Below are 26,363 nucleotides of genomic sequence, written 5' to 3'. Positions count from 1 at the left end.
GTTGCTCGTAGGACATGGACGTACTGCAGGCGACATACCTCGTCCTGTTCGGGGGCGCGGCACTGGCCTGTCTGGGGAGCGTCGTGCAGACGCGCCGGCTTCCATCGCGCGATATGCGGCGCGGTCTGGCCGGATTACTGCTACTCTCCGGGCTGTGGGCGCTGGCAGTCGTGGTGCAGTTTCTGGTCCCGACACTCTGGCTGAAGGAGGTCGCCTACACGGCGGGACTGGTCGTCGGGTTCGGGACGGTCTTCGCGTGGCTGTACTTCGTGTCGGCGTATACGGGTCGGCAGTACCACCGCGACCGCAGGCTCGTCGCCGCCGGCGCGGCGGTGTACGGACTGGCGACGGTCGTGAAGGTGACGAACCCGATACACGGGCAGTATTTCACGCCAGCGATGAATCCAGTACCGTTCCCACACATGGCAGTCAGTCACAGCAGTATCCACTGGCTGACGATGGGCGTGGCCTACGCGCTCTCCGCGGTCGGGCTGTGGGTCCTGTACGACGCGTTCCGGGAACGGGACACGCCGTTGACCCTGTACGTCCTGGTCGGGATGACGGCACTACCCGCGCTCCCGTATCTGCTCGCGTCCCTGTTCCCGGAACTCCTGTTGCAGGTCAACTACGAGCCACTCGGTGTCGCCGTCTTCGCCGTGGGGGTACTCGTGTTCGCCGAGGACACGTTCATGGAGTTGAGCACGCCCGGCCACTCACAACTCGTCGACATCCTCTCGGAGGGGGTCTTGCTGCTCGACGAAAACGGACACGTCGTTAGCCACAACGACCAGGCGACGGAGATGTACCCAGGCCTCCGCGAAGGAACGGAGTCGCTTGCAGCGCTGGATACGTCGCTTTCGACGCTGTCGATCGGCGAGAAACGCGTCGTGACCCGAACCGTCGATGGGACGACGCGACACGTCCAGGCGACGAGAAGTGCGATCGATGCCGGGCCGCAGTTCATCGCGTCTGCCATCACGCTGTCGGACGTCACGCGGCTGGTCCACCTCGAACACGTCACGAGCGCTCACTCGGCGGTTTCGAAGGCCATCGTCGAAGCCCGAACCCACCGGGCGGTCAAAGAGCGCGTCGTCGAAGAACTGGCGACGGTTCCGGCCTATCGGTTCGTCTGGGTAGCCAGTGGCGACGGCGACACGGCCCACTCCAAACACGTCGCCGGCGACGTGGACGACTACCTCGACAGTATCGCGCTGGGACCACAGGGTGACGACGGGACGGACCCGGTGGTCGACGCAGTAGTCGAAACGGACGGCAGTTCCAACAGCGTCGAGGTCCAGTCGACCGACGGGGAGACGGCCTGGAAGCGCCGGGCACGAGAGCTGGATATCTCGGCCTGTGCGAGGATGTCGCTGGACCCGGACGGAGAGGGCGACGACGTGCTCGGGGTTTACACCACCGACGCCGACGGGTTCTCCGAATCCGAGCGGGCGATGTTCGTGGAGATCCGCGAGACGCTCCAGCACGCGATTTCTGCCATCCGGACCCGGGAGGAAGCCCAGCGCTATCAGAAAGCAGTGAACCAGGCCGGCTACGGGCTATACATCCTGGATGCGGAGGGGACGATTCAGTACGTGAACCCCGCTGTCGAGGAGATCACGGGCCACACGCCATCCGAGACGGTCGGGCGGCCGCTGACGTTCCTGACTGGCGGGGACGAAACCAGTAGCGACGACGTGTGGGACACCGTCGAGTCCGGGTCGGTCTGGGAGGGCGAAGTGTCCAACAAGCGTAAGAACGGTGAGCGATACTGGGCACGCCGGACCATCGCCCCGGTTACCGACATGGACAGCGAGCTGATGGCGGTCGTGGCTATCGAAGTCGACATCACCGACAAGCGGGTCAGACAGCAGCGTCTGACCGTCCTCAACAGGGTCCTCCGTCACAACCTCCGCAACGAGATGAGCGTCATCACCGGAAACGCGGACCTGGTGTTACACGACGACGACGGGGGCGCGGTACGCGAACCGGTCCAGCGGATACGGGACGCCGCGGACGACCTGATACAGCTCTCGGAGAAAGCCCATCGGATCGAACGGCTCATCGACGCGGACGAACACGACGGGGAGACGATCACACTCGGGTCGACACTCGACGCGGTGCGCTTGGAGGTCACCGAGGAGTTCCCCGACGCGACCGTCGACACCTCGTCGCCGGACCGGGCAGTGAGCGTCGACGCGGCACTCAGGCCGGCGCTCGCGGAACTGGCACACAACGCACTGGAACACAACGAGGGTGACCCAAACCTCAGGCTCGAGGGCCGCGTCGACGACGCGGGCACGGCGGTGACAGTGACCGTCGCCGACGACGGCCCGGGGCTCCCGGACCACGAACTCCGGGTCCTGCAGTCCGGCGACGAATCCGCGCTCAAACACGGAAGCGGGCTGGGACTCTGGCTCGTCAACTGGCTGGTCGTGCAGTGTGGCGGCACACTCGACATCGACGCCGACGACTCCGGGACCACCATCACTTTGTCGGTCCCCGCAGTGACCGACCAGGCTACGCCGTCCGCAACGCCGGGACCCGAGTGAGGCACCGCCCGAACCTAAGGGGCTGCTCGCACACACCGAGACCATGACGGAGCCACACGTCGTCGCGATCACCGGCAGTCTGCGGGATGAGAGCCACACTCGGAAAGCACTCACGCACGCACTCGATGCAGCGAAAGGGATCGGCGCGAGCACTGAACTACTCGACCTCAGGGAGTGGGACCTCCCGGTGTACGACGCCGACCGCGGCGAGGCCGGCGATGCGGCCGAGTTCACGCGACTGGTCCGCGAGGCCGACGCCATTCTGCTCGGGACGCCGGTGTATCACGGCTCGTACTCGGCACCGCTGAAAAACGCGCTGGACTACTGCGGGTTCGACGAGTTCGAGAACGAGACCGTCGGCCTGCTCGCCGTCGCGGGCGGGAGTTTTCCCATTACGGCGCTGGATCATCTCCGGTCAGTCTGCCGTGCGCTCGACGCCTGGGTCCTTCCCCATCAGGCCGCGATCCCCCGCGCATCGAATGCCTTCGAAGGTGATTCCGAGGACTGGAGCTGGACCGACGAGGAGACGGCCGAGCGCGTCGCGGTCCTCGGGCGTCGAGTCGTGCAGTACGCGAACATCGAACCCGAGCCGGCCTGTTTCGAGAGCACCGAGAACGTCGGGGCCGACGACTAGCCGAACCGGTCGATTCCGACCGGAACCCGCAATCGTCAAACCCCGACCCGCCCTACTGGCGAGTGTGACACAGTGGGTCGAGAACCCGACGGGCGGTCGCGACAGGGGCCCGATTGCCGTCGCTCGCGCGTGGCTGGAAGTGCTGGTACGCCCGCGGCGCTTCTTTCGGACCGGCGTCGCTCCAGGCGATCAGGCCCCGGGATTGGTGTTCGCTGCTGCGATCGTCTTCGTCGAGGAGGCGACACGGATGGCGCTCGTGACCGGTGCCTACCCGGTGTTCGGCGGGCAGCCCCTCGCCTCGAAGGCGCTCGGGTTGGCGCTGGCGGTCGTGCTCGTGATGCCCGCGACGCTGCATCTGACTGCCGCGCTCCAGACGCTGGTCCTGATGGCCGGTGCGCCCGACCGGGCCGGCGTCAGCGAGACGGTGCAGGTGCTCTCCTACGCCATCGCGCCCTGTCTGCTGGCCGGGCCACCGATTCCGGCCCTGCGAGCGGTCTGTGCGCTGTACGGGACGGTGTTGCTTGTCGTCGGCACCAGCGAGGTCCACGGTGTCGGGACGGCGCGCGCGGCGCTACTCGCCGCCGTCCCGGCCGCGATCGTCTTCGGGTACGGGTTCCGGGGCTTCGCCGCCGTCGGTGACCTCCTGGCGACGGCCGGGATCTCCGTACCGGTGTGAGGCGACCGACCCCAAACGGTTCACCCCTGCCCCGCGTAGCGACCCTCATGCTGAGCCTGCAACTCGACGACTTCATGGTCGAACTCAAGGACGGCTCGATCAAGAACGTCGGTCCGGCGAACAAGTCCGCGACGAGTAAGCTGTACGACGTCGAATCCGTCGACGTTCGCGAGTTCGGCGACAAGCGTGTCAAACTCGCCTTCGCCGACGACCAGGGCAACGAAGTCGAGATCGCCCTGTTCCCCGAACAGGCCGAGGCGGTCGCCAGCGGCCTCGAAGCGCTCCAGGCCGACGGGACGGTGTTCGAGTAGCGGGGCGTTCGGACTCGGGGGACGTGTCCCCAGCAGGAAGTCACAATATGCGCCGTGTTTCGACAACAGTTTTAGGCCGGGTCTATTTGCACACCCTAATGGGAAGCTGTATCATTTGCGGAACGTCTGTCGACGGACACATCTGCGAGACACACCAGCAAGACGCGGTCTTCGAGTTTCGCGGATCGAGTGCAGACCAGTTGACGCCGGGACGGTTCTACCGTGGCACGGTCGACGGCTACGCCGAGTTCGGCGTCTTCATCGACATCGGCGACCGGGTGACCGGTCTGCTCCACCGGAGCGAACTCGACCAGCGACTCGAGAGCCTCGACTGGGACGCAGGCGACGACGTGTTCGTCCAGGTAAAGAACGTCAGAGACAACGGGAACATCGACCTCGGCTGGTCGATCCGACAGTCCGAGCGGGAGTTCCGCGGCACGCTCATCGACGATCCCGACGAGGATCACGCGCTGCTGGCCTCGGAGGTTGACGACGGGGACACGGACGACGATGACGACGACGGTCCGGTCCGTACCAACGTGGGCGAGGTCGAGGACGAGTCGAGCGAGACGAACGACCGACGATCGGCCGGGGAGTCAGGCGAAGCAGCCGACGAATCCGACGAGGAAACCCAAACGCCAGCCGAGACGACTGAAGCGACGACCGAAGCGACGAGCGAACAGACCGCCGAAAGTGGCGGTTCCGGCGGCCAGGCAGTCGTCGAGGAAAAGGCGAGCGGTGACCTCGAACTGGTCACCATCGGATCGCTCGACGACCGCGTCGGCGAGGACGTCCGTATCGAGGGCGAAATCTCGGACATTCGCCAGACGAGCGGGCCGACGGTGTTCGAGGTCCGCGACGAGTCGGGTGCGGTCGACTGTGCCGCCTTCAAAGAGGCGGGCGTCCGTGCCTACCCCCAGGTTGAGGACGCGGACATCGTCCGACTCGACGGCGAGGTTCGCGAGCGACGCGGCGAACTCCAGGTCGAGACCGAGGCGCTGGTCGTCCTCGAAGACGACGAGCGTGAGACGGTAACCGAGCGGATGGCCGACGCGCTGACCGAGCGCGCCCGCCCCGAGGACGTTGAGCCGCTCGCCGCGGACCCCGCGGTCGATGCGGTCCTCGACGACGTTCGCGAGGCCGCGACGACGGTTCGGCGCGCGGTCCTCGAAGACCGCCCGGTCGTCGTCCGACACAACGCCACCGTCGACGGCTACGTCGGCGGTGTCGCCATCGAGCGAGCCGCACTCCCGCTCATTCGCGAGCAGCACGGTGCCGCCGACGCCGAGTACCACTACTTCGACCGTCGCCCGCTCGAAGACGGCGTCTACGACATGGAAGACGCGACGAACGACGTGACGGGGATGCTCGACAACCGCCAGCGGCACGACGAGAAACTGCCACTGTTCGTGTTCGTCGCCGCCGGTGCCACCCGGGAGTCCCTGGACGGGTTCGACCTCCTCTCGGTGTACGGGGCCGACCGCGTCGTCGTCGACGCGGCGGAGGCAGACGAGGAAGTCGTCGACGCCGTCTCGACGACGGTGTCGCCGTCGCTGGCCGGCAACGGCGACCGCACGACCGCGAGCGCGCTGGCAGCCACCGTCGCGGCCCACGTCAACGAGGACGTGCGCGCGGAACTGGGCCACCTCCCCGCCGTGAGCTTCTGGGAGAACACGCCCGAATCCTACGTCGAGGCCGCAGCGGACGCGGGCTACGACGCCGATTCGGTCCGTGAGATCCGCGAAGCGATCGCGCTGGAGGCGTTCTACCAGTCCTACGAGGACAAGCGCGAACTCATCGCCGACCTCCTGTTCCCCGAGAACGAGGCCGACCGCGGGCTGGCCGGCCACGTCAGCGAGCAGTTCCGGGAGAAACTCGACGCGGAGGTCGAGACCGCAGAGGCCAACCTCGAACGCCGGACGGTCGAGGGCGTCGACGTGATCGTTCTCGACACGGACGCGTTCGCACACCGCTACGAGTTCCCGCCGACGAACCTCCTGCTCGACGAACTGCACCGCCGCCACCGCGACGACGCGGACGTCGTCGTCGGCCTCGCGTCGGACGAACTGTACATCCGGAGCGACGCCGACGTAGACGTTCGCGCCGTCGCCGAGAGGGCGTCGGAACAGGCCGACAACGCGGGACTGGCAGCAAAAAGCGCACGCGACGGGTGCCTGGAGTTCCTCTCGGGCGAGCGCGACGCGGTGCTGGACGCGGTCCTCGAAGCCGTGGTCGCCCAGATCTGAGGCGGCGACCTTACACTGATTCTTTCGAGACGGAGTACTCGCCGCTTGCGGCGTCGAGGCTGAACGTTCGGCTGCCCTTCTCCGAGCCGATGACGAGTCTCGCCCGATCGATCTCGTAGTGATTGACCATCGCCAGTTCGATCTCCTCGCGGATGGTGTCGAACCGGAGGGTCTGGCGGCCGTTGGCGTAGTAGACGCCGACGCGCATCGACGACCGGTTCGAGGTCGGCTCGAACGAACAGAACAGCGTCGACTCGTCGTCGCCTTCGAGGTCGCCGCTGGCCCGGTCGGCCAGTTCGCGCATGTCCGACCTGAACGATTCCCGAAGCGTCCCGTCGTCGTCCCAGATGGCCTGCATAGACACGCCTCTCTCTGACAGTGCTTGTGACTGGTGGGAAATATAGGTACGGACGAAAACGGCGGCGTCGACCCCCGACGGGGTGAGCGAGACGACACGCTTATTCGGCCGAACGGACGATGGAAACACAACTGCGAATGAGTACAGAGACAGCCGACCCGACCGAGACGGAGGCCTTCGAGCAGGTCTGTCAGGAACTCGTCGACCGCATCCTGGCCGGCGACCTCGAACGCGACGACGTCGAGAAGGCCAAACTCGAGGTCTGTTCGGAGTACTCCGCGCCGAAGGTCCCCAAGAACTCCGAACTCCTCGATTTCGCGCCCCTGGAGCGCCGCGAGGAGCTAGAGGAGGTCCTCCGGCGCAAACCCGTTCGGACGGCATCGGGCGTCTCGCCGGTCGCGATCATGACCTCGCCCGAGCGGTGTCCCCACGGGAAGTGTCTCTACTGTCCCGGCGGGCCGGACTCGGAGTTCTCCTCGGCCCAGAGCTACACCGGTCACGAACCCGCGGCCGCACGCGGGAAGCAAAACGACTACGACCCGTACGGACAGGTGACGCTCCGACTGGAGCAACTCCGGGAGATCGGCCACCCGGTCGACAAGGTCGAACTCATCCTGATGGGCGGGACGATGACCGCCCGTTCTCATGACTACCAGGAGTGGTTCGTCAAGCGCGCCATCGAGGCGATGAACGACTACGACCCGGAGAGCCAACCCGAACCCGCCGAGGGTGAGAGCTTCGCCGAGAGTCCCGAGGAATACGAGTTCCGCTATCTGGAGGACGTCATCGCGGAAAACGAGACGAACTCGATCCGCAACATCGCGACGACGTTCGAGACCAAGCCCGACTGGTGTGACCCCGAGCAGATCGATCGAATGCTCGACCTGGGCGGGACGAAAGTCGAGGTCGGCGTCCAGACGACCTACGAACGCATCAACCGCGAGATGCACCGAGGCCACGGCGTCCAGGAGTCCCTCGACGCGAACCGCCGGCTTCGGGACTCGGGGTTCAAGGTCGGCTTCCACATGATGCCCGGCCAGCCTGGGATGAGCGAGGAGATGTGTCTGGAGGACTTCCGCCGACTGTTCGAGAATTCGGACTGGCGGCCGGACTTCCTCAAGATCTACCCGACGCTGATCGTCGAGGGGACCGCGACGTACGACATGTATCACCGCGGCGACTACGAGCCGCTGGGCAACGAACAGGCGGCCGAACTGGTCGCCGAGATCAAATCGATGATCCCGGAATACACGCGACTCCAGCGTGTCCAGCGGGACATCCCGGCGGACTTCATCGAGGGCGGCGTCTGGAAGTCGAACCTCCGACAGCTGGCCCGCCAGCGGATGGAGGAACACGGCTGGACCTGCGATTGCATCCGCTGTCGCGAGGTCGGCATGAACGACGAGGAACCCGAGGAGGTCGAACTCGACGTGATGAAATACGAGGTCGGCGGCGGCCGCGAGCACTTCATCAGCTTCGAGGACCGCGAGAAAGACCTGCTGATCGGGTTCTGTCGGCTTCGGTTCCCGAACAACCCGGTGCGGCGGGAACTGGCCGATGCCGCTGTCGTCCGAGAACTCCACGTGTACGGGAGTCAAGTCGGGGTTGGCCAGCAGAGCGAAGCCGACCAGCATCAACACCGCGGCTACGGTCGCCGTCTGCTCGCGAAGGCCGAGGACCTGGCTGTCGAGGGCGGTTACGAGAAACTGGCGGTGCTCTCGGGGATCGGCGTCCGGCAGTACTACCGGGAGAAACTCGGGTACAAGCAAGACGGGCCGTACGTCTCGAAGCGGCTGTAGGCAGTCGTTACCAGTTGTACCGGGAGCGACGCGAGATGCGAGTACAACGAGCATCTCGGGACGGACGAGCGGCGAAGCCGCGAGGCGGAGAGCGAGCGGCCGTTTTGGTCCACTGTCAGAGCAAGCTCTGACAAGCTCCCGCTCGCAAGCTCGCGGGAACAGCTTTTGCGAGAAGAGGGTCGGGAACGAAGTGAGCGACCCCGCCGACGAAAAAGGTCATGCACGGACGGACCGTACGTCTCGAAGCGGTTGTAGCGTCCGAGGGTTCTCAGCGGCCGCTGACGTCGACGTACTCGCCGCCGCGGAGCATGTCCATGCCGATGATGACGAGGACGAGGCCGGCGAGGGACGCGGCCCCGACGAGGACGATATCGTCGCTCGTCGCCGCCAGCGAGGTCGGCAGTCCGAGGCCGATCGCGATATCGCCGGCACCCGCGAGGTGGAACCACTCGACGGACGAGGAGTCGAGTACGGATCGGTCACTGAGTGCGGCGGCGACGAACAGGAGGCCGCCGAGGCCAGTGAGGGCGCTACCGACCTGGTCCAGCAGTGAGAGGTCGGGGATGAGTACGAGCGTGGGGAACGACGAGACCGCGAGAACGAGGCCGGCGATGAGGTAGAGTTTCCGTCTCATACGGGTCGGACCCACGCCAGCGTCAAGAAGCCCCGAGATGGGAGGCGAGAGACCGATGCCAGCGTCGTGACCTGGACACGTATCCAGGGAGCGACTTTTTCCGCTCCGGGCCCTAAGACCGAGCGATGGCAACGCAGTTGGCTGACGGCGTGTGGTTTCTGGATCTGGGGTTGCTCCCGCCGCTTGCGACGAACGCCTATCTCGTCGACGATACCGACGGTTCGATTTTCGGGGACGGGCAGACGGCGGACGGCGGAACGACTGCGGCCGACGAGAGTGGCGTCACGCTCGTCGACGCCGGACTGTTCTGGAATCTCAAGCCCATCCGCTCGGAACTCGCGGACGCCGGGTACAGCGTCGGCGACGTCGATCGCGTCCTGTTGACGCATTACGATCTCGATCACACGATGGGGCTGAACCGCATCGAAGACGAGTTGCGGGCACCAGTGTACCTGGGTGGGGCCGACGTGCGGCTGCTGGACGGGAGCGACGATCCCGGACTGCTCCACCACAAGGGGCTGTTCCACCGCCTCGTCCGCCACGTCGCGCCGCTCCCGGACGACGTGACCGTCGAGTCCGTCGCTGACGGCGATCGGATCGGCCGGTTCACGGCCTACCACACGCCCGGCCACAATCCCGGTCACACTGTCTACGTCCACGACGAGGGAGCGGCCTTTCTCGGCGACCTCGTCTGGGAGGACGAGGGCGAGTTGACGCCGCCGTTCTGGCTGGATTCCTACGACATGGACCGGATCGGGGAGAGTATCCGACGGTTTTCTGATCGCTCCGGTGAGTTCGAGTTGGCCTGCATGGGACACGGAACGCCGCTGATCCGCGGCGGAGCCGACGCAGTTCGTCGGCTGGCAGAGACGCTCTGAGACGGACTGCTGTCGGTCTTCGCCGCATCAATCGCCAACCGCTGGCGATTGGAGGAGTACACAGCGACAGTACGCCGTACGAGTGAACGGAAGTTTTCTCACGGTCGGGGCCGACTTTCGAGCTATGACTGACGAGGTAGCGATCGTCGGTGCCGGTGCCGCGGGAGCCGGCGCGGCGTACGCACTTCGGGACGCGAACGTCGACGTGACGGTGTTCGAGAAGAGCCGCGGCGTCTGTGGACGGGCGGCCACGCGCCGGAAGAACGGCTGTACCTACGACTACGGGGCGAACTACGTCAAAGCCGGCGACGACCGCGTGTCCGATCTCATCACGGGGACCATCGACGACGACGGCCTCGTGGACATCGAGGAACCGATCTGGACCTTCGACGTCGAGGGGACGATCTCGGAAGGACGGGACGCGGACGAACACAAGTGGACCTACGAGGCGGGGATCACCCAACTCGGGAAGCGACTGTTCGCCGAAACCGATGCGACGGTCGAAAACGGCGTCCGCGTCGAGGAACCGGTGCGCGCCGACGGCGGCTGGCAACTCCGGGACGACCAGAACTCGAACCTCGGCACCTTCGATGCACTCTTGCTCACGCCCCCGGCCCCACAGACCTCCGACCTGTTCGGAGCCGCCAACTGGGAACACCGGCTCTGCCGCGAACTCCGGCGCAAAACCGCGGGGATTCCCTATCGAACCATCGTTTCGGCCGTCCTGCACTACCCCTTCGAGGTCGAATGGCCCTACTACGCGCTGGTCAACACGGACAAGGACCACGACGTCGGCTGGGTGTCCAATGAAGGGTGCAAGGACGGCCACGTCTCGGACGGTGAGGGACTGCTCGTCGCCCAGATGAGTCCCGACTGGTCGGTCGAGAACTACGACATCCCCGACACCGAACTGACGGACGCGGCCTCGGATCTGGTGGCCGACCTGGTAGACAACGTCGACCTGGCGAAGCCGGACTGGACGGACACCCAGCACTGGCGCTACGCCCAGCCTGACGGGACGTTCGACGACGACCTGCGCGAACGGGCGACGGAACACGACCTGTTTTTCGCCGGGGACTGGGTGGCGGGGGAGGCGCGCGTTCACGCCGCGCTCCGGTGTGGGCTGGAGACCGGCGAGCGGATCGCTGGGAGGGCGTGAATGCGCCGTCAGCCCGCCCACTGGACTGTCCAAGGCCGAACGACACCCTCTTTGGGCGCCCGCTGAACCCCACAGTATGGACCGAAAGCGGGAGCTCACCAGCGTCGACCTCGCGGCGCTGACCGGCGAGTTGGGGCGCTACGAGGGCGCGAAGGCGGACAAGGCCTACCTCTACGACGACGGCCTCGTCCGGCTCAAGTGCCGGGACTTCGATCGGGGCCGCGTGGAACTGCTCGTCGACGTGGGCGATACCAAACACATTCGCGTCGCCGCCCAGGAGAACGTCCCGGACGCCCCGGGACGGCCGCCGAACTTCGCGATGATGTTGCGGAACCGCCTGTCAGGGGCGGACCTCGTCGGCATCGAGCAGTACCAGTTCGACCGCATCGTCGAGTTCCACTTCGAGCGCGAGGACCAGGACACGACCATCGTCGCGGAACTGTTCGGGGACGGGAACGTCGCCGTCCTCGACACCAACGGCGAGGTGATCGACTGCCTCGAAACCGTGCGACTCAAATCCCGAACCGTCGCGCCCGGCTCGCAGTACGAGTTCCCCTCCGCCCGTTTCAATCCGCTCACGGCAGACTTCGAGGCCTTCGTCGCCCGGATGGACGACTCGGACAGCGACGTGGTGCGCACGCTCGCGACGCAACTGGACTTCGGGGGCTTCTGGGGCGAGGAACTGTGTACCCGCGCCGGCGTCGAGAAAACCAAGGCCATCGCGGACGCCGACGAATCCGATTACGAAGCGCTGTTCCGCGTCATCGAAGACCTCCGGGATCGCATCGCCAGCGCCGACCTCGACCCGAGAGTGTACTACGCGCCGGACGACGGCGAGGGTGACGACAGCGAGGACGAGGAAGGCGACGGGAACGAGAGCGACCGCGGGCCTCGCGTCGACGTGACGCCGATCCCGATGGAAGAGTACGAGGACCGGCCGAGCGAGGCCTTCGACACCTTCACCGAGGCGCTGGACGACTACTATACGAACTTCGACGCCGACGAGCGCAAGGCGGCCGGGGAAGACGAGAGCACCGGCGGCAGTCGCCAGCGACCGGATTTCGAGGCCGAAATCGAGAAGAAAAAACGCATCATCGCCCAGCAGGAGGGTGCCATCGAGGACTTCGAGTCCGAGGCCGAGGCCGAACGCGAGAAGGCCGAACTCCTGTACGCGAACTACGACCTCGTCGACGAAATCCTCTCGACGGTGCAGGCCGCACGCGCCGAGGACGTGCCCTGGGACGACATCGCCGAGAAGTTCGAGCAAGGGGCCGAACAGGGGATCGACGCCGCAGAAGCCGTCCAGGGCGTCGACGGAAGCCAGGGGACGGTCACCATCGAACTCGGTGACCACCGCGTGACGGTCGACACGACGATGGGCGTCGAGAAGAACGCCGACCAGCGATATACCGAGGCCAAACGCATCGAGGAGAAAAAGGAGGGCGCAGAGGCCGCCATCGAGGACCAGCGCGAGGAGTTGGCGGAGATCGAACAGCGCCGCGAGGAGTGGGAACAGGAAGACAGCGACGGGGAGCCGGCCGAGGAAGACGAGGAGATCGAGGACGTCGACTGGCTCTCGAAGGCGTCGATTCCGGTGCGCCAGTCCGAACACTGGTACGAGGAGTACCGCTGGTTCCGCACCAGCGACGACTTCCTCGTCATCGGCGGGCGCAACGCCGACCAGAACGAGGAACTGGTCAAGAAGTACATGAGCGGTGGCGACAAGTTCTTCCACGCCCAGGCTCACGGCGGTCCGGTGACGATTCTCAAGGCCACCGGTCCCAGCGAACCCGCCCGTGACGTGGATTTCCCCCAGTCGACGCTCGACGAGGCCGCACAGTTCGCGCTCGCCTACTCGTCGGTCTGGAAGGAAGGGAAGTTCGCCGACGACGTGTACATGGTCGACCCCGACCAGGTCTCGAAAACCCCGGAGAGCGGCGAGTACCTCGAAAAGGGCGGGTTCGCTATCAGGGGCGACCGCGAGTACTTCCGGGACGTGGAAGCCGAGGTTGCGGTCGGCATCCGCTGTGAGCCGGACACCCGGGTCATCGGCGGGCCGCCGACGGCCATCCTCCCCGACACCGAGACGGCAATCCGTGTCGAACCCGGCCAGTACGCGCAAAACGACATGGCGAAGATGTGTTACCGGGAGCTGAAGGGCCGGTTCGCCGACGAGACGTTCGTCCGGAAAGTCGCCAGCCCCGACCGCATTCAGGAGTTCCTGCCCCCGGGCGGGAGTCGGATCGTCGAGGAGTGAGGACCGGACGGATCAGTGCTTGTGGGTGAAAAGGAGCGGATTACCGTCGTGGGTAGCGGTGCAGATGTCCATCGCGAAGTCGAGTTCGAGCGAGTTGAACTCGGCTTTGCAGACGATGAGGTTGTCGAAGGCCTCCTCGCAGGCCGGACACGCGAGTCCGACGGTGTTCTGGTAGATGCTGACCGAGTCGCTCTCCTGTCGCGGCGTCAGCGATGACACCAGTTCGTCGTAATCTTCCATGTTTCACATGGGCGACCCGGCGTGTATAAATCAACCGACGAAACAGTCGCCGCGGCCGCGAGCACATGAGTTAAAGTATACTTGTGTTAACGCAACGAGTATGGAAGCAACTCGGCTCGCGGAGGACTGGTAGATGCGTCTCGTACTTGTCGCGGGCACCACAGAGACGGCCGCCATCGACGGTATCAGTGCCGCAGGCGCGGACCCGGAGGCGATGGTTCACACGCCAGGTGCCGATGCCGAGATCGTCACGTACGGCGAGCCGGTGCGCGCGCCGGTGGTGCCGGTTAGCCCGACTGGGTGTCCGACGCCGGCCGTCGTCACCCGAGCGGTCGCGGAGCTACTGCATCTCGACGTGACCGTGGTCGACGGCGGATTGGCGGAACCGAGCGGAGCACCGACGGTCACGGTCGGGGCGCGGACGGGGGGCGACGTTCGCGAACAGGACCCCGTGCCGGCGGCCCAGGGACTCGTCGCCGCTGCACGGCAGTTCGGGCAGGCGATCCCCGACGACGCGGTGTACCTCGCGGAGACGATTCCCGGCGGAACGACGACGGCGCTGGGCGTGCTACGGGCGCTCGGCGAGGAAGCGACCGTCTCCTCGTCGCTGCCCGAGAACCCCCTGGAACTGAAGGAGTCGGTCGTCTCGGCGGGACTGACCGCGAGCGACGTCGAACCCGGCGGTGCGGCGGGGGAACCGAACGTCGCCCTCCGCCGGATGGGCGATCCGGTGCTGGCGACGATGACGGGGCTAATACGGGGTCTCGTCGAGTCCGACACGGCAGTTACGCTCGCGGGCGGAACCCAGATGCTCGCCGCGGCCGCGGCTGCCCGTCACTACGGGATCGAGGGACCGATTTCGCTGGCGACGACCTCGTTCGTCGCCGACGACGAGTCGATCGAGCTCCGGGATGCCGCGTCGACGCTCGACGTGGATGTGACCGTGACCGACCCAGGCTTCGAGACCATCGACCATCCCGCGACGAACGCCTACGTCGCCGGCGAGGCCAAGGAGGGCGTCGGAATGGGCGGTGCGCTAGCACTGGCCGAACAGGCATCGCTGCCGATGGCCGATGTCCGCCAGCGAGTCCTGACGGTGTACGATCGGCTGCTCGACAGCGACGTGACGGAGGCGGAGCCGTGAAGGGTTTCGTGCTGGCGGGGACGAAATCCGGGGTCGGGAAGACCGTCGCGACGCTGGCGACGATTCGCGCACTGCAGGGCGCGGGCCACGCCGTTCAACCCGCGAAGGCAGGTCCCGACTTCATCGATCCGAGCCATCATACCGTCGTAGCGGACACCCCGTCGCGGACGCTGGACCTGTGGCTGGAAGGCGAGGACGGACTTCGGCGGAACTATCACCGCGGTACTGGCGACGTTTGCGTCGTCGAGGGCGTTATGGGACTCTACGACGGCGACTGCTCCAGCACGGCGATGGTCGCCGAGGCGCTGGACATCCCGGTCGTGCTGGTGGTCGACGCCAAGGCCGGGATGGAGAGCGTCGCCGCGACGGCGCTGGGTTTCCAGGAGTATGCGAGCGCGATCGACCGAGATATCGACGTTGCCGGAGTCATCGCCCAGCGTGCGCACGGCGGCCGTCACGCCGAGGGCATCCGAGACGCGCTCCCCGACGACCTCGCCTATCTCGGTCGGATTCCGCCCACCCCGGACCTGGAGATCCCGGACCGGCATCTCGGACTCCACATGGGGTCGGAATCCCCGCTGGACGACGAGACGCTGTCCGGGGCCGGCGAGCCCCTCCGGACCGACCAGTTGCTCGATATCGCCCGTGAGCCGCCGGAATCGACCGGTGACGACGAACCAGTTGCGAGCGCCGACGCACGCATCGCGGTCGCCGACGACGCGGCGTTTTGCTTCCGGTATCCGGCGACGATCGAACGGCTCCGGGAGGCCGCCGACGTGGTGACGTTCGCCCCAACGGCGGGCGACGACCTCCCCGACTGCGACGGGGTGTACCTCCCCGGCGGCTATCCGGAACTCCACGTCGAGGAACTGGCGGAGAGCCCGGCACTCGACACCATTGGCGACCGGGCCAGCGACGGTCTCCCAGTACTGGGCGAGTGCGGTGGCCTGATGGCCCTCAGCGAATCGCTGACGACGGCCGATGGCCAGCGCGGCGAGATGGCCGGGGTCCTCCCGTCCGACGTGGAGATGCACGACCGCTACCAGGCGCTCGACCACGTGGAATTCCGGGCGAAGACCGACACGCTGACCGCATCTGATGGCAGCTACCTTCGTGGGCACGAATTCCACTACAGCAGCGCGAGCGTCGACCGGGACGCCACGTTCGCCTTCGACGTAGAACGCGGCGACGGCATCGTCGACGAACAGGACGGGTTGACGGAGTACCGAACGGTCGGCACGTATGCACATGTCCATCCGGAGAGCGGGGCGTTCGACCGATTTCTCGATGCGGTCGGGACACAGCCGCGAACGAAGTAACGGGTTCCCAGGGTTGCGGGTCGCGCCGCGAGAGATTCGAACCTCGAACGCTCGCTAGTACACGTCTTCAAGGAACGACCTGATGGCGTCGTTGACCGGTTCGGGGTTCTCCAGGTTCGAGGAGTGTCCGGCCTCGGGGACCGTCTCCATCCGGGCGTTGGGAAGCTGATCGACCATCGGTTCGGACATTTCCGGTTCGATCGAGATGTCTTCCTCGCCGTGGACGATCAACACGGGTACCTCGATCTCGTCCAGTCGGTCCTCGACACCCGAGCGGTGGAGCCAGGACTTGACCTCGTCGTGTACTGCCTCACCGGGATACGTGAGCCAGCGGTTCTTCCAGTGCTCGACGAGGTCCGTCCGCTGCTCGATCGACGTGCGACCGAACAGCATGTTCGAGACGATATCGGCCATCTGTTCGGGGACGTCTCCGGCGGCTTTCGTCTGTTGAACCATGTCGTTGTACTGCTCCTGGTCATCCTCGGGATGGGGCTTGGCCATGCTGTCGATGAGGACGATACCTTCGAGGGCATCGGGGTAGCGAAGGGCGAATCGGAGCGCCATGAATCCCCCCATCGACATCCCACCGAGGACGGCCGAATCGATACTTTTTGCTTCCATCAGCGTCCGGCAGTCGTCGGCGAGGTCGTCGAGGTCGTAGGGCCCCTGCCAGTTGTCGGTGCGGGCGCGGTTGTTGTAGGTGACGACGCGGTAGTCATCGGCGAACGCGTCGAGCTGGGGCTGGAACATGGTCCAGTCCATCAGCGTGCCGTGGCTGAGAACGAGGGGCGGCCCCTCACCGCGGTCGACGGAAACCGTCTCTGTCCGGTGTCGGTACATCTCGGTCGCAGGGTCAGGGTCTTCGGGAAGGTCTGCCATGGCAGACGAAACGGTTGCGGGACATATATAATTACGAGCCGGTTGCTCCTGGACAGTACAGGTCGGAGACAGTCGCCCGGAACGGGCACGAGTGGACGTGTGACGGAGGTGAGACGTCCGCATGACGCCCCGCAAAGCTTTTTCGTGCTAGTTCGGTTGATACAACAATGAGTGACCTGCGTGATCTGCTCGGGGACATCGTTGCGGACGTGGATGCCGTCTTCCTGTTCGCTCCGAGTTCGTCGTTCTATGGAAACTTCGAGGAGGTAGCGGACACGCTGGTCGTGGTCGTCGCCGAGGAAAACGCCGTCGGGGCCGAGAACTTCGTCGAGTTACCGCTGGAGTTCAACGACGTGTCGAGTCGCGTCAGGTTCGGCATCGAAGGCGCGCTGGGAAAAGACCTGATCGACGAGGGTGCAGAGATCGCCTGTGCGACCAAGACCTTCGACGAGAACATCGACACGATAATGCGGGTCAAAGCCAACCAGTTCTCCCCCTCCGGCGTCTACGGCCTGTTCACCAACTCCCGCGCGGAACCGGCGGTCATTCGTGACGTGCTGGAGGTTGCCATCGAACTCGGGAAAAAAGGCCAGAAAGGAAAGCCGGTCGGTGCGCTGTTCGTCGTCGGCGACGCCGGGAAAGTGATGAACAAGTCCCGGCCGCTCTCCTACAACCCATTCGAGAAGTCACACGTCCACGTCGGGGACCCCATCGTCAACGTCATGCTGAAGGAGTTCTCCCGGCTCGACGGCGCGTTCGTCATCTCCGATTCGGGGAAGATCGTCTCCGCGTACCGCTATCTCGAACCCGCCGCGGAGGGCGTCGACATTCCGAAGGGACTCGGGGCGCGACACATGGCTGCCGGAGCGATCACGCGGGACACGAACGCGATCGCCGTGGTTCTGAGCGAGAGCGACGGCCTCGTCCGTGCGTTCAAGGGTGGTGAACTGATCCTCGAACTGGACCCGGAGGAGTACTGATGTCGTTCCACCAGAGCTTCGCCCAGTACATCACGACCTCCCGGTTCCTGTTGGCCAGCGGCATCTTCATCGTCGGACTGGTCATCGGCTATACAGTCAGTCGGCTCGCCCGACGGGTCCTGGAGGCGTTCGGACTCTCCGAGACGGTCGAGGGAACCGCCTTCGAGCGAACGGCTCGCGGACTGGGTACCTCGACGGTCGGCGTCCTCTCACAGCTCGTGGCGCTGACCATCTACGTCAGCGGCGCGCTGGCTGCACTGCAGATGGCCCAGTTGCTGGACACCTACACGTTCTGGACGTCGATCGCAACCTTCCTCCCGCAGGTGTTCATCGCCGCACTGGCCGTCATCGCCGGACTGGTACTCGGCGAAAAAGCCGCGCTGCTCGTCAGCGAGCGACTGCGCGGCGTGAAACTCCCCGAGGTCGGCGTGATTCCGACGCTCATCAAGTACAGCGTCTTTTACATCGCCGCGCTGATCGCGCTGAGTCAACTCGGCGTCGCGACCAACGCCCTGCTGATAATGCTCACCGCGTACGTCTTTGGCGTCGTGTTCCTCGGCGGACTGGCGTTCAAGGACCTCCTCGCCGCGGGCGCCGCCGGCGTCTACCTGCTGTTGAACGAACCGTACAGCATCGGCGACGAGATCCGCGTCGGCGACAACCGGGGCATCGTCCAGGAGGTCGACCTGTTCGTCACCCACATCGAGAACGACGGCGAGGAGTTCATTATCCCGAACCAGCAGGTCTTCAGGGGCGGCATCGTCCGGATTCGGAACTGAGCTACACCGCTTCGGCCGGCACGCCCGCCACGGTCGTCTCCGGCGGCACGTCCTCGGTGACCAGCGAGTTCGCCGCCACCTGTGCCCCTTCGCCGATTTCGACGCCCGGGAGAACGATAGCCCCCGCACCGATCATTGCCCCCTCACCAACGACGACCTCTCCCGTCCGGTACTCGTCTTGCAGGAACTCGTGGCAGAGAAGAGTTACGTCGTAGCCGATGATCGCGTGGTCTTCGACGGTGACCAGTTCGGGCCAGAACACGTCCGGCGTCGACTCCAGCCCCCACGACACGCCCTCACCGACCGTGACGCCGATGCGGCGCAACAGCCAGCTCTTCAATCGCAGGCTCGGCGCGATGCGGGCCACGACGATGACGGCGTAGTTGAGACAGACGACGAGCGGGTTGCGGGCGTCCAGCCAGTGCTGGAGGGAGTTCAGCGGGCCCGGCGTGGCGTGGGCGGTCGTGCGGTCGTGTCGGTGGGTCTCCTCTGAACCTGGCACTGCCCGCACAGACGACGCACGGAAGTAAAAACGAACCGCCTAGTCGCGGAGTTCGGTCATGTGGTCGATGCGCTGCTGGACGAGATCGGGTTTGCCGATGTCGTGACGGACGCGCAGCCCTTCGGTGCCGGCTTTCTCCAGGGCGTCCTCGGCCATCTCCTCGGCCTCGGTGATGGAGTCGGCCACGCCGACGACGGCAAAGGATCGGGAGGTCGTGGTGTAGATGCCGTCGTCGCGCTCGTCGACGCTGGCGTAGAAGAGGATGGCGTCCCCGGCGCTCTCGTCGTCGATGGTCACTTTTGCCCCGGCCTCGGGATCGGTTGGGTACCCGTCCGGGACGGCATACTTACAGACCGTGGCCTGGCGCTCGAAGGAGAGTTTCGGGAGGTCATCGCCGTCGCGAGCGGCCGTCAGGACGTCAAGGAAGTCCGTCGCGAGCACCGGCAGCGTGTTCATCGCTTCCGGGTCGCCGAAGCGCGCGTTGAACTCGACGACCTTGATGCCGTCGGCGGTGAGCATGAACTGGCCGTAGAGCACGCCTTTGTAGCCGTCGAGGGCGTCGACGACTGCTTCCATCACGTCGACGGCCTCGCGGTACTCGTCTTCGGACATGAAGGGGAGTTCCAGCGAGCCGTCGCTGTAACTGCCCATCCCACCGGTGTTCGGCCCCTCGTCGCCCTCGTAGGCGCGCTTGTGGTCCTGGACCGCGGGGGTGACTCGAAGCTGGCCGTTCGCGACGAAGCCCTGGATGGTGAACTCCTCGCCGACGAGGCGTTCTTCGAGAACGATGCGGTCGTAGTCGGAGTCGCGGATGTACGCCTTGGCTTCCTCGGCGTCGATCTGGTCGCCCATGACGCGGACGCCCTTCCCGCCGGTCAGGCCGGCGGGCTTGATCGCGAGGTCGCCGTCGTACTCGTCGACGTACTCGCAGGCGGCGTCCATGTCCCGGAACTCCTCGAAATCGGGGCAGCCCGGGACGTCGTTTTCCTCCATGAAGCGGCGCTGGAACCCCTTGTCCGTCTCGATGCGGGCTTCGTTCTCCTGGGGACCGAACGTGTAGACGCCCGCGTCGTCGAGGGCGTCGGCGACGCCCGCTTCCAGTGCCGCTTCCGGACCGATGACGGCGAGGTTGGCGTCGACGTCCTCGGCGTAGGAGACGACCGCGGGCGGAGTGGTCGTGTCGAGCGTCTCGAAGCCCTCGGCGACGGCTGCGATGCCAGGGTTGCGGTTCCCGGCACAGGCGAACAGGTCGGCCTCGGAGTCGGCCAGCGCGCGGGCGATGGCGTGTTCCCTGCCACCGCCACCAACCAGCAGCACTCTCTCTGTCATACGAGAAATCCCGACCCACGGTCACGTAAGCGTTGTCATAAACCGACGGCTCCCCGTCTCGTTCCCAGTCTCCCGGGCTTTTGTGTCCCGGTCCCGTATCCCGAGACATGACCGACGGTCAGGCCCCCACGGAGCGAAACCGACTCGACGAGGAGGAGAGCCCGTATCTCAGACAGCACGCCGACAACCCCGTCAACTGGCAACCCTGGGACGACGAGGCCCTGGACGCGGCGAAAGAGCGCGACGTGCCGATCTTCCTCTCGGTCGGCTACTCGGCCTGCCACTGGTGTCACGTGATGGAAGACGAATCCTTCGAGGACGAGGAGATCGCCCGCAAGTTGAACGAGGACTTCGTCCCGATCAAGGTCGACCGCGAGGAGCGCCCCGACGTCGACAGCATCTATCAGACCATCTGCCAGATGACGAGCGGACGCGGCGGCTGGCCGCTCTCGGTCTGGCTCACGCCCGAGGGCAAGCCCTTCTTCGTCGGGACCTACTTCCCGAGCGAGCCAAAGCGGGGCCAGCCCGGCTTCGGCGACCTGCTCGACCGTATCAGCGACAGCTGGGAGACTGACCGCGACGAACTCGAAGACCGGGCCGAGCAGTGGACCGAAGCCGTCCGCGGCGAACTCGAAGAGACGCCCGAACCGGCCGAAGCGGGGCCGGACGAGAACACCCTCGAATCGGCCGCACAGGCAGCGGTTCGGGGGGCCGATCGCGAGGAAGGGGGCTGGGGACGCGGCCCAAAGTTCCCGCAGGCCGGTCGCATCCACATCCTCATGCGCGCTCACGAGCGAACGGGCCGAGACGTCTACCGCGAAGTGGCCGAGGAAGCCCTGGACGCGATGGTCGACGGTGGCCTCTACGACCACGCCGGCGGAGGGTTCCACCGGTACTGCACCGACCGCGACTGGGTCGTCCCCCACTTCGAGAAGATGCTGTACGACAACGCCGAGATCCCGCGCACGCTGCTGGCCGGTTACCAGGCGTTCGGCACCGAGCGGTACCGCGAGGTCGCCCACGAGACCTTCGCGTTCGTCGAGCGGGAACTGACTCACGAGGAGGGGGGATTCTTCAGCACGCTCGACGCCCAGAGCGAGGGTGAATCCGGCGAGGACGAGGAGGGTGCCTTCTACGTCTGGACACCCGCGGGGGTCCGCGAGGCGGTCGACGACGAGACCGACGCCGACCTCTTCTGTGACCGCTTCGGCGTCACCGAACCCGGCAACTTCGAGAAGAGCAACGTCCTGACCGTCGTCGCGAGCGTGCCCGACCTCGCCGAGACGTACGAGATGGACGAGTCCGAAGTCGAGGACAGGCTAGAAACCGCCCGCGAGCAGGTCTTCGAGGCCCGGAGCGAGCGACCGCGACCGGCCCGCGACGAGAAGGTTCTGGCCAGCTGGAACGGCCTGATGATCTCGGCGTTCGCCGAGGGCGCGCTGGTCACCGGTGACGACCATCTGGCTGAGACCGGCGCGAATGCGCTCGAATTCGTTCGGGACCGACTCTGGGATGCCGAGGAGGGGCGACTCTCCCGGCGGTTCAAGGACGGGGATGTCAAAGTCGACGGCTACCTCGAAGACTACGCCTTCCTGGCCCGGGGCGCGTTCGACCTGTACCAGGCGACCGGCGACGTGGCCCACCTCGCCTTCGCCCTCGAACTGGCCCGGACCATCGAGGTCGACTTCTGGGACGCCGAGGCAGGCACGCTCTATTTCACGCCCGCCGACGGCGAGGAACTGGTCGCCCGGCCACAGGAACTCAACGACCAGTCGACCCCCTCCAGCGCCGGCGTCGCCGCGGAGTTGCTCCTGGCGCTGGACCACTTCGTCCCGCGCGAGGGGTTCGCCGACGTCGCCGAGCGGGTCCTGGAAACCCACGGCGGGTCCGTCGAGTCGAATCCGTTGCAACACTCGTCGCTGGTGCTCGCTTCCGATCACTACGCCAGCGGTGCCCGTGAGTTGACCGTTGCGGCCGACGGACTGCCCGAGTCCTGGCACGAGTCCATCAGCCGAGCGTACCTTCCGGGTCGGATTCTCTCGGTTCGACCGCCGACCGTCGACGGCCTCGACGAGTGGCTAGAGGCCCTCGAACTCGACGACGCGCCGCCGATCTGGGCCGATCGGGAGCAACGCGACGACGAACCGACCGTCTACGCCTGCCAGCAGTTCACCTGTTCGCCGCCGCAGCACGATGTCACGGACGCACTGGACTGGTTCCAGGGCGAAGCCCGCTGACAGAGGTTGGCACCGGTCCGACCCCTCGGTCCGTCCCCTCGATCCCTATCGCCGACAGGGTGACCTCTGAACGTTCGACCAGCTTTCCCGTTACTCACTGCCACGCCTTCCGGGTGGGCCGCGTTCGCCGGGTGACTTGCCTTGACCGGGTGGTTTACCACCGTGACCTGGCGGCGTTCCACCGTGTCCCGGTGGTGGATTCTCCGCCCCTTCATCGTCATCACCATCGTTGTCGTCTTCTTCCTCCTCTTCTTCCTCGTCCTCATCGTCGTCGTCATCGCCGTCTTCGTCGTCATCGCCGTCTTCGTCGTCATCGCCGTCTTCGTCGTCATCGCCGTCTTCGTCGTCATCGCCGTCTTCGTCGTCATCGCCGTCTTCGTCGTCATCGCCGTCTTCGTCGTCTTCGTCCTCGTCTCCCCTGTCATCGTCGTCGCTGTCACGGTCATCGTCACCGTCGCTTTCGTCTTCATCGTCGTGACCGCCGTCCTCGTGGTCGCCCCCGGTTCCATCGTCTTCATCACTGTCGTCATCGTCACCATCGTCGGTGTCGTCCCGGCCGTCCCCGTCCTCTGCGCAGGCTCCGACTTCGAGCCGAATCGGTCGGCTCATGTCGAGCGTGATTCGGTCGGGGTCCGACCGGTCGCCCGAGAGCGCCTCCCACTCGGTCACCTCGCCGTCGTAGTACTCGCCGTAGAGCGCCGCGTCCCCGTTGAACAGGGGTTCGATGCGGACCTCGAAATCGTCTCCTAACGGGCCGTAGAGGCCGCCATCCGTTCGGCCACCGGCCCACGTCCAGTCGACGGTGTGGTGGTCGCTGTCCACGGACCAGTTGTCGTAGTTCGTCGACCCGTCGTAGTAGTCGTCCTGTACGATCCAGTCACCGTGCTCCGGCATGTCGTGAAACTCGAAGGTGGCCGACCCCCCGTCGTGGTCGCCGCCCAACTTCCCGTGAACGACGACCAGATGGACGACCCCGTCCGGCGTCTCGTAGAGAAACAGGATGCTCGTGTCGGGTCGCTGGAGGTCGGTCGTCCCCTCCGAACTGTACTTCGTCTCCCACGTGTCCCAGTCGTAGAACGCGGTGGCGAGTTCATCGTCCGTAAGCGGCGTCAGTTCGTGACACTGATCTCCCTGGACTAGTCTGTACGTTCGGCCATCGTCGCCCGCCCGCGTGGCCGTCGTGAGCCCAGAGAAGCCCGCGATGGTGGCCGTCGCTCCGCCGAGCATTCCGAGCACACGGCGGCGATCGATGCCTGCCGATGGATCACCGTCGTCTTCCATACGATCGGTTGCCGATCGCCGGCGGGTTTGTTATCCGCAAGCTACCGGTGCGGCGACGGTGGGCGGGTACGACGACCAGAAACGAAGCACGCAGTTATCAGGCGTCGAGTTCGAGCCCTGCGAGCTGGTCGGCCAGGTACACGGCGATGGGCACGTCTTCGTCCTCGACGAAGCGAGCGACCTCTTCCCCGGTCTCGGCGCGCTCCACGACGACCGTCGGGATGTACTCGATGCCGTACTCGGAGACGCCGGGGCCGGTCTTCGAGCCGTCGTCTTCCTTCTCGGTCGGGTAGTGTTCGACGTTCTCCTCGGGAACCTCTGCGGCTTTCAGCGCCGCGCCGAACGCGGGCAACTGGGAACGACAGTCCTTACACCAGTCGCCGCCCCAGACCTTGAACACGAGGTCGTCGGCGTGGTCGGCCAGCGTGTCGACGGTGTCTTCGTAGCTCTTCGCGTCCCATACGGGATCCGGTTCCATCGTGGTGAGGTGTCCGTCCTCGGTCATGAATGACTGTTAGTCGCCGAGGGGCTTAACCGGCCGGGTTCGGCTAATCGCGCCCCGAGCAGCTCCGTCAGCTGTTCAGCCGTCCCTCGATTTCCTCGACCAGCGCGTGTCGGTGACAGCGCTTGTTCTCGCCCTCGAAACAGACGAGGACGACCGTCGTCCCAGTCTCGACCGCACTCGCCAGGTCGTCTACCGCGGCTCGGGCGGCCCCGGATTCCGCGAGGTACTCCCCGTAGCGGTCGGCGAACGAACAGTTCTCCCAGGCGGCGTTGTGTGCACCCTCGTCGCACATCCCCTGCATTTTGAGGTCCTCCTGTTCGTCTTTGACCTCGTCGAGCAGGGTTTCAGGGGGTCCCAGTTCCGGGCGGTTCTCGTCGACGGCGGTGTGGAACCAGCCGGTCGGTCGCCGGACGACGCCGACGAGTCTGGCGTCCGCATCGAACTCGACGAGGTCGTGCTGTATCGCCGCGACGTACGTCTCGCGGACCTGCCCCGCCAGTCCGTCGGTCCCTCCACTGGCCATGGCGTGCCTTGTCCCGGGAGTGGCAAAAACCCGCGGCCGAACCCTGATTGGTGCGGGTGTCACCGTCGGAGGCACGCGCTGCCGGAGGCAGGGGGCATTTACCCCGGGCCTGCCTATCGGTGGCCAATGCATTCGTCCGTTCTCGAAGCCATCGGGTCGCCGCTGGTACAGGTCCGGTCCCCGCCGGGCGCGACAGTCGCGGCGAAGATCGAATCGAAGAACCCCGGCGGATCGGCCAAGGACCGCCCGGCGCTGGCGATGATCGAGGCTGCCGAGTCCGCGGGGGAGATCGAACCCGGGGACCACCTCGTCGAACCGACCAGCGGCAACACGGGAATCGGACTCTCGCTGGCCGCTGCGGCGAAGGGCTACGACGTAACCATCGTCATGCCCGCGTCCAAATCGGAGGAGCGCCGCAACATCATGGCGGCCTACGGGGCGGAGCTCGAACTGATCGACGGCGACATGACCGATGCCAGGGAGCGAGCCGATCAGTTGGAAGCCGAGAAAGGCATGGTCCAGACCCGCCAGTTCGAGAACCCCGCCAACCCGGAGGCCCACTACCGGACGACCGGCGAGGAGATCATCCGGCAGGTCGGCGACCGCGAACCCGACGCGTTCGTCGCCGGTGTCGGCACCGGCGGCACGCTATCGGGGACGGCCAACCGACTGAAAGAGGAATACCCCGAGATGGAGGTCGTCGCCGTCGAACCGGACGCAAACGCCGTCCTGTCGACGGGCGAGTCCGGCGACGACGACTTCCAGGGGATGGGACCGGGCTTCGTCTCCGAGAACCTCGACACCGAGATCATCGACTCGGTCGAGACCGTCGGAATCGACGCGGCCGAAGCCGAGTGTCGCCGTCTCGCCCGCGAGGAGGGCGTCCTCGTCGGCCAGTCCAGCGGTGGAACGAATCTCGTCGCCCATCGCGTCGCCGAGCGGCTCGCGGACCCCGAGGTGACCTGTCCCCCCTCGCCCGACGAGCAGGGGCCGCCGCCGGGGATCGTCATGGACGGCGAGGGACCGGCCGATCCGGGAAGCGAGGAATTCGTGGACTGTCCGCTCGTCGTCACCGTGTTCTGGGACTCGGGCGAGCGGTACATGTCGACCGGGATGTTCGACCGCTAGCTGCAGAATTCGGGTC

The 26,363-nt window shown here is 65.9% G+C and carries 24 protein-coding genes; 15 read left to right on the top strand and 9 right to left on the bottom strand.

All coding sequences use genetic code 11. From position 1 onward, the window contains the following. The first annotated feature begins 14 nt into the window (after positions 1–14). The 5 genes from E2481_RS00280 (at position 15) to E2481_RS00260 (ending at position 6,416) form a co-directional block, all read left to right on the top strand. Positions 15–2,549, top strand: coding sequence for a PAS domain S-box protein (locus tag E2481_RS00280; protein WP_136715121.1), 2,535 nt, complete (start codon positions 15–17; stop codon positions 2,547–2,549). Positions 2,550–2,592: 43 nt separating this feature from the next. Continuing rightward, the gene (locus tag E2481_RS00275) at positions 2,593–3,183 is read left to right on the top strand and encodes an NADPH-dependent FMN reductase (RefSeq protein WP_136715120.1); all 591 of its coding nucleotides are present in this window, start codon (positions 2,593–2,595) and stop codon (positions 3,181–3,183) included. A gap of 64 nt (positions 3,184–3,247) precedes the next feature. Continuing rightward, complete coding sequence (locus E2481_RS00270) at positions 3,248–3,859, top strand: YIP1 family protein (protein WP_136715119.1); 612 nt, start codon at positions 3,248–3,250, stop codon at positions 3,857–3,859. 47 nt (positions 3,860–3,906) lie between these two features. Beyond that, positions 3,907–4,170, top strand: a complete 264-nt coding sequence (locus tag E2481_RS00265) for a hypothetical protein (RefSeq protein WP_136715118.1) — start codon at positions 3,907–3,909, stop codon at positions 4,168–4,170. A 98-nt stretch (positions 4,171–4,268) separates the two neighbouring features. Beyond that, positions 4,269–6,416 (top strand): DHH family phosphoesterase, encoded by a 2,148-nt coding sequence (locus tag E2481_RS00260; protein WP_136715117.1) that lies wholly within the window; start codon positions 4,269–4,271, stop codon positions 6,414–6,416. Positions 6,417–6,426: 10 nt separating this feature from the next. Here the strand turns inward: E2481_RS00260 and E2481_RS00255 are convergent, their stop codons facing one another. Further along, complete coding sequence (locus E2481_RS00255) at positions 6,427–6,774, bottom strand: hypothetical protein (protein WP_136715116.1); 348 nt, start codon at positions 6,772–6,774, stop codon at positions 6,427–6,429. A 137-nt stretch (positions 6,775–6,911) separates the two neighbouring features. On the opposite strand from E2481_RS00255, the gene E2481_RS00250 reads away from it, so the two are divergent. Then, the gene (locus E2481_RS00250) at positions 6,912–8,573 is read left to right on the top strand and encodes a tRNA uridine(34) 5-carboxymethylaminomethyl modification radical SAM/GNAT enzyme Elp3 (RefSeq protein WP_136715115.1); all 1,662 of its coding nucleotides are present in this window, start codon (positions 6,912–6,914) and stop codon (positions 8,571–8,573) included. Positions 8,574–8,841: 268 nt separating this feature from the next. Here the strand turns inward: E2481_RS00250 and E2481_RS00245 are convergent, their stop codons facing one another. Further along, the gene (locus tag E2481_RS00245; protein WP_136715114.1) at positions 8,842–9,207 is read right to left on the bottom strand and encodes a hypothetical protein; all 366 of its coding nucleotides are present in this window, start codon (positions 9,205–9,207) and stop codon (positions 8,842–8,844) included. 125 nt (positions 9,208–9,332) lie between these two features. On the opposite strand from E2481_RS00245, the gene E2481_RS00240 reads away from it, so the two are divergent. From E2481_RS00240 to rqcH, 3 genes are all read left to right on the top strand, one after another. Further along, on the top strand, positions 9,333–10,085 hold the full coding sequence (locus E2481_RS00240; protein WP_136715113.1) for an MBL fold metallo-hydrolase: 753 nt from the start codon (positions 9,333–9,335) through the stop codon (positions 10,083–10,085). A gap of 124 nt (positions 10,086–10,209) precedes the next feature. Continuing rightward, positions 10,210–11,244, top strand: a complete 1,035-nt coding sequence (locus tag E2481_RS00235; protein ID WP_136715112.1) for an NAD(P)/FAD-dependent oxidoreductase — start codon at positions 10,210–10,212, stop codon at positions 11,242–11,244. 76 nt (positions 11,245–11,320) lie between these two features. Beyond that, on the top strand, positions 11,321–13,501 hold the full coding sequence (gene rqcH, locus E2481_RS00230) for a ribosome rescue protein RqcH (RefSeq protein WP_136715111.1): 2,181 nt from the start codon (positions 11,321–11,323) through the stop codon (positions 13,499–13,501). A gap of 12 nt (positions 13,502–13,513) precedes the next feature. On the opposite strand, the gene E2481_RS00225 is transcribed toward rqcH, so the two are convergent. Beyond that, a complete protein-coding gene (locus E2481_RS00225) occupies positions 13,514–13,741 on the bottom strand; it encodes a DUF7385 family protein (protein ID WP_136715110.1) in 228 nt (75 codons plus the stop codon). A gap of 133 nt (positions 13,742–13,874) precedes the next feature. Here E2481_RS00225 and E2481_RS00220 point away from each other — a divergent pair, with 133 nt between their 5' ends. Together E2481_RS00220 and E2481_RS00215 are read left to right on the top strand one after the other, a co-directional pair. Then, on the top strand, positions 13,875–14,885 hold the full coding sequence (locus E2481_RS00220) for a nicotinate-nucleotide--dimethylbenzimidazole phosphoribosyltransferase (RefSeq protein WP_136715109.1): 1,011 nt from the start codon (positions 13,875–13,877) through the stop codon (positions 14,883–14,885). Continuing rightward, complete coding sequence (locus E2481_RS00215; protein ID WP_136715108.1) at positions 14,882–16,204, top strand: cobyrinic acid a,c-diamide synthase; 1,323 nt, start codon at positions 14,882–14,884, stop codon at positions 16,202–16,204. The genes E2481_RS00220 and E2481_RS00215 overlap by 4 nt, the downstream gene beginning before the upstream one ends. Positions 16,205–16,258: 54 nt before the next feature. On the opposite strand, the gene E2481_RS00210 is transcribed toward E2481_RS00215, so the two are convergent. Beyond that, positions 16,259–17,083 (bottom strand): alpha/beta fold hydrolase, encoded by an 825-nt coding sequence (locus E2481_RS00210; RefSeq protein ID WP_136715107.1) that lies wholly within the window; start codon positions 17,081–17,083, stop codon positions 16,259–16,261. Positions 17,084–17,250: 167 nt separating this feature from the next. Here E2481_RS00210 and dacZ point away from each other — a divergent pair, with 167 nt between their 5' ends. Beyond that, positions 17,251–18,063: a diadenylate cyclase DacZ gene (gene dacZ, locus E2481_RS00205; protein WP_136715106.1), complete on the top strand. Its 813-nt coding sequence runs from the start codon at positions 17,251–17,253 to the stop codon at positions 18,061–18,063. Then, positions 18,063–18,842 carry a mechanosensitive ion channel domain-containing protein gene (locus E2481_RS00200; RefSeq protein ID WP_136715105.1) on the top strand — a complete coding sequence of 260 codons (780 nt, stop codon included), beginning with the start codon at positions 18,063–18,065 and terminating at the stop codon, positions 18,840–18,842. The genes dacZ and E2481_RS00200 overlap by 1 nt, the downstream gene beginning before the upstream one ends. A gap of 1 nt (position 18,843) precedes the next feature. Here the strand turns inward: E2481_RS00200 and E2481_RS00195 are convergent, their stop codons facing one another. Continuing rightward, positions 18,844–19,344: an acyltransferase gene (locus tag E2481_RS00195; RefSeq protein ID WP_136715104.1), complete on the bottom strand. Its 501-nt coding sequence runs from the start codon at positions 19,342–19,344 to the stop codon at positions 18,844–18,846. 39 nt (positions 19,345–19,383) lie between these two features. Then, complete coding sequence (gene purD, locus E2481_RS00190; RefSeq protein WP_136715103.1) at positions 19,384–20,673, bottom strand: phosphoribosylamine--glycine ligase; 1,290 nt, start codon at positions 20,671–20,673, stop codon at positions 19,384–19,386. A gap of 107 nt (positions 20,674–20,780) precedes the next feature. On the opposite strand from purD, the gene E2481_RS00185 reads away from it, so the two are divergent. Continuing rightward, a complete protein-coding gene (locus tag E2481_RS00185; protein WP_136715102.1) occupies positions 20,781–22,910 on the top strand; it encodes a thioredoxin domain-containing protein in 2,130 nt (709 codons plus the stop codon). Between the two features lie 90 nt (positions 22,911–23,000). Here E2481_RS00185 and E2481_RS18475 read toward each other — a convergent pair whose 3' ends face one another. From E2481_RS18475 to E2481_RS00170, 3 genes are all read right to left on the bottom strand, one after another. After that, positions 23,001–24,191, bottom strand: a complete 1,191-nt coding sequence (locus E2481_RS18475; protein ID WP_169302339.1) for a hypothetical protein — start codon at positions 24,189–24,191, stop codon at positions 23,001–23,003. Between the two features lie 97 nt (positions 24,192–24,288). Further along, complete coding sequence (locus E2481_RS00175) at positions 24,289–24,696, bottom strand: TlpA family protein disulfide reductase (protein WP_136715101.1); 408 nt, start codon at positions 24,694–24,696, stop codon at positions 24,289–24,291. A 67-nt stretch (positions 24,697–24,763) separates the two neighbouring features. Continuing rightward, a complete protein-coding gene (locus E2481_RS00170) occupies positions 24,764–25,219 on the bottom strand; it encodes a DUF488 family protein, N3 subclade (RefSeq protein ID WP_136715100.1) in 456 nt (151 codons plus the stop codon). Positions 25,220–25,345: 126 nt separating this feature from the next. Between E2481_RS00170 and E2481_RS00165 the strand changes: the two genes are divergently transcribed. After that, entirely contained in the window at positions 25,346–26,347 is a 1,002-nt protein-coding gene (locus tag E2481_RS00165) for a PLP-dependent cysteine synthase family protein (RefSeq protein WP_136715099.1), read from the top strand. The last annotated feature ends 16 nt before the right edge of the window (positions 26,348–26,363 follow it).

This window comes from Halorientalis salina, assembly GCF_005049285.1.
GTDB lineage: Archaea > Halobacteriota > Halobacteria > Halobacteriales > Haloarculaceae > Halorientalis > Halorientalis salina.
This window is presented reverse-complemented; position numbering and strand designations above follow the sequence as displayed.